At 72.1% G+C, this 8381-nt stretch carries 8 protein-coding genes; 4 read left to right on the forward strand and 4 right to left on the reverse strand.

The window, feature by feature from the left end; all coding sequences use genetic code 11:
- Positions 1-58 precede the first annotated feature (58 nt).
- Together ACIBN2_RS15815 and ACIBN2_RS15820 are read left to right on the forward strand one after the other, a co-directional pair.
- Positions 59-916, forward strand: a complete 858-nt coding sequence (locus tag ACIBN2_RS15815) for a PHP domain-containing protein (RefSeq protein ID WP_399135262.1) — start codon at positions 59-61, stop codon at positions 914-916.
- Between the two features lie 60 nt (positions 917-976).
- A complete protein-coding gene (locus tag ACIBN2_RS15820; RefSeq protein ID WP_399134927.1) occupies positions 977-1582 on the forward strand; it encodes a MarC family protein in 606 nt (201 codons plus the stop codon).
- Between the two features lie 125 nt (positions 1583-1707).
- Here ACIBN2_RS15820 and ACIBN2_RS15825 read toward each other — a convergent pair whose 3' ends face one another.
- Complete coding sequence (locus tag ACIBN2_RS15825; protein WP_384250585.1) at positions 1708-1860, reverse strand: hypothetical protein; 153 nt, start codon at positions 1858-1860, stop codon at positions 1708-1710.
- Positions 1861-2033: 173 nt separating this feature from the next.
- Here ACIBN2_RS15825 and ACIBN2_RS15830 point away from each other — a divergent pair, with 173 nt between their 5' ends.
- Entirely contained in the window at positions 2034-2927 is an 894-nt protein-coding gene (locus ACIBN2_RS15830) for an NYN domain-containing protein (RefSeq protein ID WP_399134928.1), read from the forward strand.
- Positions 2928-2998: 71 nt separating this feature from the next.
- Here the strand turns inward: ACIBN2_RS15830 and ACIBN2_RS15835 are convergent, their stop codons facing one another.
- Together ACIBN2_RS15835 and ACIBN2_RS15840 are read right to left on the reverse strand one after the other, a co-directional pair.
- Positions 2999-3880, reverse strand: a complete 882-nt coding sequence (locus tag ACIBN2_RS15835; protein ID WP_399134929.1) for an alpha/beta fold hydrolase — start codon at positions 3878-3880, stop codon at positions 2999-3001.
- Between the two features lie 124 nt (positions 3881-4004).
- Positions 4005-6485, reverse strand: coding sequence for a DEAD/DEAH box helicase (locus ACIBN2_RS15840; protein ID WP_399134930.1), 2481 nt, complete (start codon positions 6483-6485; stop codon positions 4005-4007).
- Between the two features lie 469 nt (positions 6486-6954).
- Here ACIBN2_RS15840 and ACIBN2_RS15845 point away from each other — a divergent pair, with 469 nt between their 5' ends.
- On the forward strand, positions 6955-7692 hold the full coding sequence (locus ACIBN2_RS15845; RefSeq protein WP_399134931.1) for a ferritin-like domain-containing protein: 738 nt from the start codon (positions 6955-6957) through the stop codon (positions 7690-7692).
- A 154-nt stretch (positions 7693-7846) separates the two neighbouring features.
- Here ACIBN2_RS15845 and ACIBN2_RS15850 read toward each other — a convergent pair whose 3' ends face one another.
- Positions 7847-8119 carry a hypothetical protein gene (locus ACIBN2_RS15850; protein WP_399134932.1) on the reverse strand — a complete coding sequence of 91 codons (273 nt, stop codon included), beginning with the start codon at positions 8117-8119 and terminating at the stop codon, positions 7847-7849.
- Positions 8120-8381: the final 262 nt, after the last annotated feature.

The following is an 8381-nucleotide window of genomic DNA, read 5'->3' on the forward strand; positions in this document are numbered from 1 at the left end:
GAAAATCCGGTTATCCTTGAGCGTCCTCATCCGTCCGTCGTCGCCTGGAGTCCGCGTGGTGCGCATCGATCTGCACGCCCACTCCACCGCCTCCGACGGCACGGACACGCCCGCCGAGCTGGTGCGGAACGCCGCCGCTGCCGGGCTGGACGTCGTCGCGCTGACCGATCACGACTCCACCCGCGGGCACGCCGAGGCGATCGCCGCGCTGCCCGAGGGGCTCACGCTCGTCACCGGCGCCGAGCTGTCCTGCCGTGTCGACGGCGTCTCCATGCACATGCTCGCCTACCTCTTCGACCCCGAGGAGCCGGCGCTGCTCGCCGAGCGCGAGCTGGTGCGGGACGACCGGGTGCCGCGGGCCCAGGGCATGGTCGCCAGGCTGAACGCGCTGGGCGTGCCGGTCACTTGGGACCAGGTGCGGCGGATCGCCGGCGACGGCTCGGTCGGGCGTCCGCATGTCGCGACCGCCCTCGTCGAGCTCGGCGTCGTACCGACCGTGAACGACGCGTTCACCCAGGACTGGCTGTCCGACGGGGGCCGGGCCTTCGTCGAGAAGCACGAGACGGACCCCTTCGAAGCCATCCGGCTGGTCAAGGCCGCGGGCGGGGTCACCGTCTTCGCGCACCCGGGCGCCAGCAAGCGCGGTCGTACGGTGCCCGAGTCCGCGATCGCCGAGATGGCCGTCGCCGGGCTCGACGGCATCGAGGTCGACCACATGGACCACGACGAGGAGACGCGGGCACGGCTGCGGGGACTCGCGAAGGAACTGGGGCTGCTGACCACCGGGTCCAGCGACTACCACGGCAGCCGCAAGACGTGCGTGCTCGGCGAGTACGTCACGGATCCCGAGGTGTACGGGGAGATCGTGCGGCGGGCGACCGGAGCGTTCCCGGTGCCGGGGACCGGCGGGGCCTGACTCCTCCCTCGCCCCCTCTCACCGTCCATTTCCCCTCACCGCAAGGCCAGTTGCTCACCCATGTTCGACCTCGCCGTCTTCGGCTCCCTCTTCCTGACCCTGTTCGTCATCATGGATCCCCCCGGGATCACCCCGATCTTCCTCGCGCTGACCGCCGGACGCCCCGGCAAGGTGCAGAAGCGGATGGCCTTCCAGGCCGTCTGCGTCGCCGGCGGCGTGATCACCGTCTTCGGGCTGCTCGGGCACCAGATCCTCGACTACCTGCACGTCTCCGTGCCCGCCCTGATGATCGCGGGCGGTCTGCTGCTCCTGCTCATCGCCCTCGACCTGCTGACCGGCAAGAACGAGGAGCCGAAGCAGACCAAGGACGTCAACGTGGCGCTCGTGCCGCTGGGCATGCCGCTGCTGGCCGGCCCGGGTGCGATCGTCTCCGTCATCCTCGCCGTGCAGAAGGCCGACAGCTTTGCCATGCAGGCGTCGGTGTGGGCGGCGATCCTCGCCATCCATGTCGTGCTGTGGCTGGTGATGCGCTACTCGCTGCTGATCATCCGGGTCATCAAGGACGGCGGTGTGGTCCTGGTGACGCGGCTCGCGGGCATGATGCTCTCCGCGATCGCCGTGCAGCAGATCATCAACGGCATCACACAGGTGATCAAGGGCGCCTGAGCGCACCCCGGACCCCGGGCCCCGCGCCTGGTAAACGCGAAGCCCCCATACGCGAAGCCCCCGCTCGGCGTCGGTGCCGGGCGGGGGCTTCGAAGATTGCGCGGTGATCCGCGTCGGTCAGGTGGTTATACGGCCGCACTCTCGGCGGGCCGGATCCAGAGTCGCTGTCCTATGGCTGCGGCCTGCTGGACGATCCGGTCGACGGAGGCGGCGTCTACGACGGTGCTGTCCACGGTCGTGCCGTTGACCTCGTCGAGTCGCATGATTTCGAAGCGCATGCCTCTCCCTTCGTCGCGCTGCCATCTGATTCAGTCAACCGTTACCGCGTTACAAACATTCCCTACGCTAAATAAATTTTTCGAACGGCTAACTACTGACCGGTAAGGAACAGGTCACGAGACCGACCGGGACCGGTTGTGTTCGCAGCGTGACCGCCGGGACAATGGAGGCGATGAACGACGACCTCGAGGCCCTCACCGCCCGTATCGACCGCACGAACGAGCTGCTGCAGCGCATGCTCGCCGAGGTGGCCAAGACGCCCTCGACCCATGCGATCTTCGTCGACGCGGGATACCTGTACGCGGCCGCGGGGCGCCTCGTCGCCGGCACGGAGGACCGCCGGGCGTTCGACCTCGACGCGGAAGGGCTGATCGAGGCGCTCATCGACAAGGCCCGCACGATCTTCGCGGACAGCCGGCTGCTGCGGGTCTACTGGTACGACGGCGCGCGACGCCGTATCCACACCATCGAGCAGCAGTCGATCGCCGAACTCCCGGACGTGAAGGTCCGGCTGGGCAATCTCAACGCCAACAACCAGCAGAAGGGCGTCGATTCGCTGATCAGGTCGGACCTGGAGTCGCTGGCCAGACACCGCGCGATCAGCGACGCGGCCCTGCTCGGCGGCGACGAGGACCTGGTGTCGGCGGTCGAGGCGGCGCAGGGATACGGCGCGCGGGTGCACCTGTGGGGTATCGAGGCCCCCGAGGGACGCAACCAGGCGGAGCCCCTGCTCTGGGAGGTCGACAGCCAGCGGACCCTCGACCTCGACTTCTTCAAGCCGTTCGTGGCCCGGCGCACCACTGCCGCCTACGAGGCCACCGCCGCCCGGCCCACCCGCGAGAACGTCCGCTTCGTCGGCGCGCAGATCGCAGCGAAGTGGCTGGCCGCCCGGGGCCGGGAGTCGCTGGTCGAACTGCTGCCCGGCCACCCCTATCTGCCGGGCTCGGTCGACCAGGACCTGCTGGTGGAGGCGGAGGGCCTGCTCCAGTACTCGCTGCGCGGACAGGCCGACCTGCGGCGGGCGTTGCGGGACGGGTTCTGGGAGCACCTGCAGGCGCAGTACTAGACCCTGGTGCCGGAGTGGCGCCGTCGCCCGGAGGGCGGCCGCGCGGCAGACCCCACTTCTGACGGCAGGCCCTAGCTGCCGGGGGCGCTGCGGTCCCAGAAGTCGGCGAAGGCGCGGGCCGTCTCGAGGGGCTGGTCCGTGTTGGGGGAGTGCTCGGCGCCCTGGACGACCGTGCGGTGCGCGCGCAGGCGCAGCGCCATGTCGTCGAGCAGAGGCACCGGCCAGGTGTCGTCGCTGGAACCCGACAGCACGTGGAACGGCAGCGGCAGGGCGGCCAGCTCGGCCACGCGGTCCGGTTCCGTGCACAACTGGCGCCCCGTGGCGATGAGTTGGGCCGGCTTGTTGCCGAGCCAGCGGCGGCGCAGATCCTCCCCGTCGCCGAGCCCGGCGTCCAGATCCCCGGTCTCGGTCTCCTCGGGCGGCTCCATGGCCTGGATCGCCTCCCACACCTCGGCCATGCCCATCACGGCGAGCGCGTCCCGGAGCAGCTTCACGCGCTGCTGCTGGGAGACGGAGATCTGTGCCGGTCCGGAGGCCATCAGAGTGAGAGACCGGAAGGGGGCGTGGTCCAGCAGGGCCGCGGCCCGCGCGATCTGCCCGCCGAGGGAGTGCCCGACGAGGTGCACGGGGGTGCCGAGGGCGGCGGCCTGGGCGAGCACGTCCCGCGCCAACTCACCCTGCGCGTAAGCCGATTCGTCGTGCTCGGGCCCGTCGGACTGGTACTGCCCGCGCCCGTCCACCGCGACGGTCCGGTAGCCGCGCGCCCCGAGTTCCTCGTGCAGCGGGTTGAAGTCCTCCTTGCTGCCGGTGAACCCGGGCAGCAGCAGCGCGGTCCCCCGGGGCGCGGCGCCGTCCGCCACGGGCGAGTCGACGACGGCGAATTCCCCGCGCGCGGTGCGCAGCGAGTACGCGCGGGCGCCCGGGGGCGGAGTGAAGGACGGAGGCCTGCTCATGGAGTGAGGTTATCCGGAGAGGGTGTCGTGGGGGCGGCCGGGCGGGGGCGGGCGGAGTCCTGGCGCCCGAATGCCGACGGCCCGGCCCACACGAGGTGGGCCGGGCCGTCGGTCGAGTGAGCGGTCAGCTCTCCGCGGGCTCCGCGGCGGCCGTGGCCTTCCGCGTGCGACGCGTCCTGGGCTTCGCCTCGGCCGCGTCGGCGGTGACCTCGGCGACTGCCGTGGTCTTGCGGGCGCGGGTGGTCCGGGGCTTGGCCGCGGGCTCGTCGGTCGCCTGAGCCGGGATCTCGGCGGCGGCGGCCGTCTTGCGGGTGCGGCGCGGCTTGGCCTCGGCGGCCTCGGCCGTGTCGACCGCGGCGGTCGCAGCCTTACGCGTACGGCGGGGCTTGACCTCCTCGGCGGCTTCCGGGGCGGCGGCGGCCGTCTTGCGGGTGCGCCGCGGCTTGGCCTCGGCGCCCTCCGCCGTGTCCACGGCGGCCTCGGCGGCCTTGCGCGTACGGCGCGGCTTGGCCTCGGCGGTGTCCACGGCGGCCTCGGCGGTGGTGGCCGCCTTGCGCGCACGACGGGGCTTCGCCTCGACGGCCTCGGCGGCCTCCGGGGCGGCGGCCGCCTTACGGGTCCGGCGCGGCTTGGTCTCCACGGCCTCGGCCGTGTCCACAGCGGTCTCCGCCGCGGCGGTGGCCTTGCGGGTCCGCGTACGGGGCTTCGCCTCGGGCTCGTCGGCGACCTGCGCCGGGATCTCGGTGGCGGCGGCCGTCTTGCGGGTGCGGCGCGGCTTGGCCTCGGCTGCCTCGGCGGTGTCGACCGCGGCTTCGGCGGTGGTGGCCGCCTTGCGCGTACGGCGGGGCTTCGCCTCGGCTGCCTCGGCGGTGTCGACCGCCGTCTCCGCGGCGGCCGTCGCCTTGCGGGTGCGGCGGCGCGGCTTGGCGGCGGGTGCCTCGGTGTCCGCGGTCGCCGGGGCTTCCGCGACGGCCGGGGTCTCCACGACCTCCGCGGCCTGCTCGGCAACCGTCTCCACGGCCGCCGTGCCCTCCGCGGACTTACGGGTGCGCCGGCGGCGCGGCTTCTCCGGAGCCTCGGGGGCGTCCAGGGCAGGGCCCTCCGCCGTCACGACGGCGGCCTGCGCGGCCTCGGGCGCGGCGGCCGTGACCGGCACCGGCTCGGACGCGGCACCGCCGCGGGTGCGGCGACGGCGGCGCAGGGCGCGGGAGCCGGTCTCCTCGGACGACGCGGTCTCCACCACGGCCTCCGGTGCGGCGCTCGCGTCCATCGGCGTACCGCCGCGGGTGCGGCGACGGCGGCGCGGCGTACGCTCCGAAGGCTCACGGTCACGCTCGGCGGGCCGGGACTCGGCCCGGTCGTTCCGGTCACCTCGTCCGCCTCGGCCGTTCCGGCTGCCGCGACCGCGGCCGCCGGTCTCGCCGAGGTCCTCCAGCTCCTCCGCCTCGAGCCCCGCCCGCGTGCGCTCGGCGCGCGGCAGGACACCCTTGGTGCCCGCGGGGATGTTGAGTTCCTCGAAGAGGTGCGGGGACGTGGAGTACGTCTCCGGCGGGTCGTTGAAGTTGAGCTCCAGCGCCTTGTTGATCAGCTGCCAGCGCGGGATGTCGTCCCAGTCGACGAGCGTGATCGCGATGCCCTTGGCGCCCGCGCGGCCGGTGCGGCCGATGCGGTGCAGGTACGTCTTCTCCTCTTCGGGAGACTGGTAGTTGACGACGTGCGTCACGCCCTCGACGTCGATGCCGCGGGCGGCGACGTCGGTGCAGACGAGGACGTCCACCTTGCCGTTGCGGAAGGCGCGCAGCGCCTGCTCACGGGCGCCCTGGCCGAGGTCGCCGTGGACCGCGCCGGCCGCGAAGCCGCGCTGCTTGAGCTGGTCGGCCAGGTCGGCCGCGGTGCGCTTCGTACGGCAGAAGACCATGACCAGTCCCCGGCCCTCGGCCTGCAGAATGCGCGCGACCATCTCGGGCTTGTCCATGTTGTGCGCGCGGTACACGTGCTGCGAGGTGTTCGCGACCGTCTTGCCCTCGTCGTCCGGCGCCGCGGCGCGGATGTGCGTGGGCTGCGACATGTAGCGGCGCGCGAGTCCGATGACGGCGCCCGGCATGGTCGCCGAGAACAGCATGGTCTGGCGCCGGACCGGCAGCATGTTGATGATCTTCTCGACGTCGGGCAGGAAGCCCAGGTCGAGCATCTCGTCGGCCTCGTCGAGGACCAGGGACTTCACATGCGCGAGGTTGAGCTTCTTCTGGCCCGCGAGGTCCAGGAGCCGGCCCGGGGTGCCGACGATCACGTCGACGCCCTTCTTCAGGGCCTCGACCTGGGGCTCGTAGGCCCGGCCGCCGTAGATCGCGGTGACGCGTACGTTGCGCACCTTGCCCGCGGTCAGCAGGTCGTTGGTGACCTGCTGGCACAGCTCGCGCGTGGGGACGACGACGAGCGCCTGCGGGGTGTCGGTGAGGTCCTCGGGCTTCGCGCGGCCCGCCTCCACGTCCGCGGGGACGGTGACGCGCTCGAGGAGCGGGAGGCCGAAGCCCAGCGTCTTGCCGGTGCCGGTCTTGGCCTGGCCGATGACGTCCGTGCCGGAAAGGGCGACGGGGAGGGTCATCTCCTGGATGGGGAAGGGGGTGATGATGCCGACGGCTTCGAGGGCCTCGGCGGTCTCAGGAAGGATTCCGAGATCTCTGAACGTGGTAGTCAGGGTGCTGCCTCTTCTGTGTACGCGGTGCGAGGCGAGCGCGGGGGTCGTAGACGGACCGTGCCGGGGACGTCGGCTGCCTTACGATCTTGCCGTAGGGCACGGGACCTCTGCCGACGCTCTAGCGCTCGTACCGCTGAGGTGTCCCTCCGGCCGTCGTACGCAATGTGCCGTACGGACTGGGAGGGCTGTCGGGTCGGAGCCGATCGGGCCACCGACCGGGCATCCTCATACGTGCGGCCCGTCGACTACTCGGCAGGCGCATTACCACCATACCCCGGAATCCCGCACACACGATGGCCGATTTGGTCACGTAGCCGTCGTCACACTGATTGACCAGGGACTTCCGTAGGTCGGCAAGCGGACTATTGTGCGCTTCATGACGACGTCTGACAACACCTCTGACGCACCCTCCGAGCACACCGGAGTCGCCGCCCAGGACTGGGCGAAGGCCGCCGCCGACCCGCAGTACCGGGCCGCGGTCGTCGATCTCCTCGGTGCGCTCGCGTACGGCGAGCTCGCGGCGTTCGAGCGGCTCGCCGAGGACGCCAAGCTGGCGCCGACGCTGGCCGACAAGGCGGAGCTGGCGAAGATGGCGTCGGCGGAGTTCCACCACTTCGAGAGACTGCGGGACCGGCTCACGGAGATCGGCGAGGAGCCCACGCACGCGATGGAGCCGTTCGTCGCCGCGCTGGACGGCTTCCACCGGCAGACGGCGCCCTCGGACTGGCTGGAGGGGCTCGTCAAGGCGTACGTCGGCGACTCGATCGCCAGCGACTTCTACCGGGAGGTCGCGGCCCGGCTGGACACGGACTCGCGTGAGCTCGTGCTGGCCGTGCTGGACGACACCGGGCACGCCGGCTTCGCCGTGGAGAAGGTGCGCGCCGCGATCGACGCCGACCCGCGCGTGGGTGGCCGTCTCGCTCTGTGGGCCCGCCGTCTCATGGGTGAGGCGCTGTCGCAGTCCCAGCGCGTGGTCGCGGACCGGGACGCGCTGTCCACCATGCTCGTGGGCGGTGTCGCGGACGGGTTCGACCTCGCCGAGGTCGGCCGGATGTTCTCCCGGATCACCGAGGCGCACACGAAGCGGATGGCCGCTCTCGGGCTCGCCGCCTAGCGCCTAGCCGCCGCTTCCGCGGTCGTCCCGGTCGGTCCGGCCTTTCCGGTCGTCCCGGTCGGTCCGGTCGTCCCGGTCGGTCCGGTCGGTTCGGCCTTCCCAGTCGTTCCGGCCTTCCCGGTCGGTCCGCCCGTCCTGTCGTTTCCCTTCGAGATCACGCCGGCGCCGAGCGCCGGCGGAGTCTCCCTGCCGGGCGCACCAGCAGGGAGAGAGAAGCGGCGGACACGATCGCCGCGCCGAGCAGATTCAGCAGGACGTTGCCGGGGTCGAAGGCGCTGTGGGTGACGAAGGCGCCGAACAGGGCTCCCGCGGCGCCCGTCGCCAGCACGAGGGAACGGGCGGGCAGGCGGTGGGCCAGCCGATGGTTCGCAGCCCACGCCAGCACCAGACCGAGCAGCGCGGAGCCGAGCGCTTCGATCAACAACATGGGGCCCTCCCACGGCCAGACTGCGCGTCACGGTCGTAGCCCGTCATACCCGTGACCTGCGGAATGCAATCCTCCTCTGTGCGCCCCTTGTGCTCCATATGTGAAGAGAAGAATCTTGGACGAACGAGAGGGGCCCGGCGGGCCACCACCCCCGGGCCCCCCGCCGGCTACGGGGCTTACAACCCGCCCCAGCCCACCATGCGGGGGGCGGGCGCGCCCAGCGCGACGGAGGCGCGGCGCCCCCCCGGGGCGGGGGCCATGC

This window comes from Streptomyces sp. NPDC050534 (assembly GCF_044457745.1).
GTDB lineage: Bacteria > Actinomycetota > Actinomycetes > Streptomycetales > Streptomycetaceae > Streptomyces.

Coding starts and splice junctions, on each gene's coding strand:
- ACIBN2_RS15820 (WP_399134927.1), top strand. CDS start 977: ATGTTCGACCTCGCCGTCTTCGGCTCCCTCTTCCTGACCCTGTTCGTC.
- ACIBN2_RS15825 (WP_384250585.1), bottom strand. CDS start 1,860: ATGCGCTTCGAAATCATGCGACTCGACGAGGTCAACGGCACGACCGTG.
- ACIBN2_RS15830 (WP_399134928.1), top strand. CDS start 2,034: ATGAACGACGACCTCGAGGCCCTCACCGCCCGTATCGACCGCACGAAC.
- ACIBN2_RS15835 (WP_399134929.1), bottom strand. CDS start 3,880: ATGAGCAGGCCTCCGTCCTTCACTCCGCCCCCGGGCGCCCGCGCGTAC.
- ACIBN2_RS15840 (WP_399134930.1), bottom strand. CDS start 6,485: ATGACCCTCCCCGTCGCCCTTTCCGGCACGGACGTCATCGGCCAGGCC.
- ACIBN2_RS15845 (WP_399134931.1), top strand. CDS start 6,955: ATGACGACGTCTGACAACACCTCTGACGCACCCTCCGAGCACACCGGA.
- ACIBN2_RS15850 (WP_399134932.1), bottom strand. CDS start 8,119: ATGTTGTTGATCGAAGCGCTCGGCTCCGCGCTGCTCGGTCTGGTGCTG.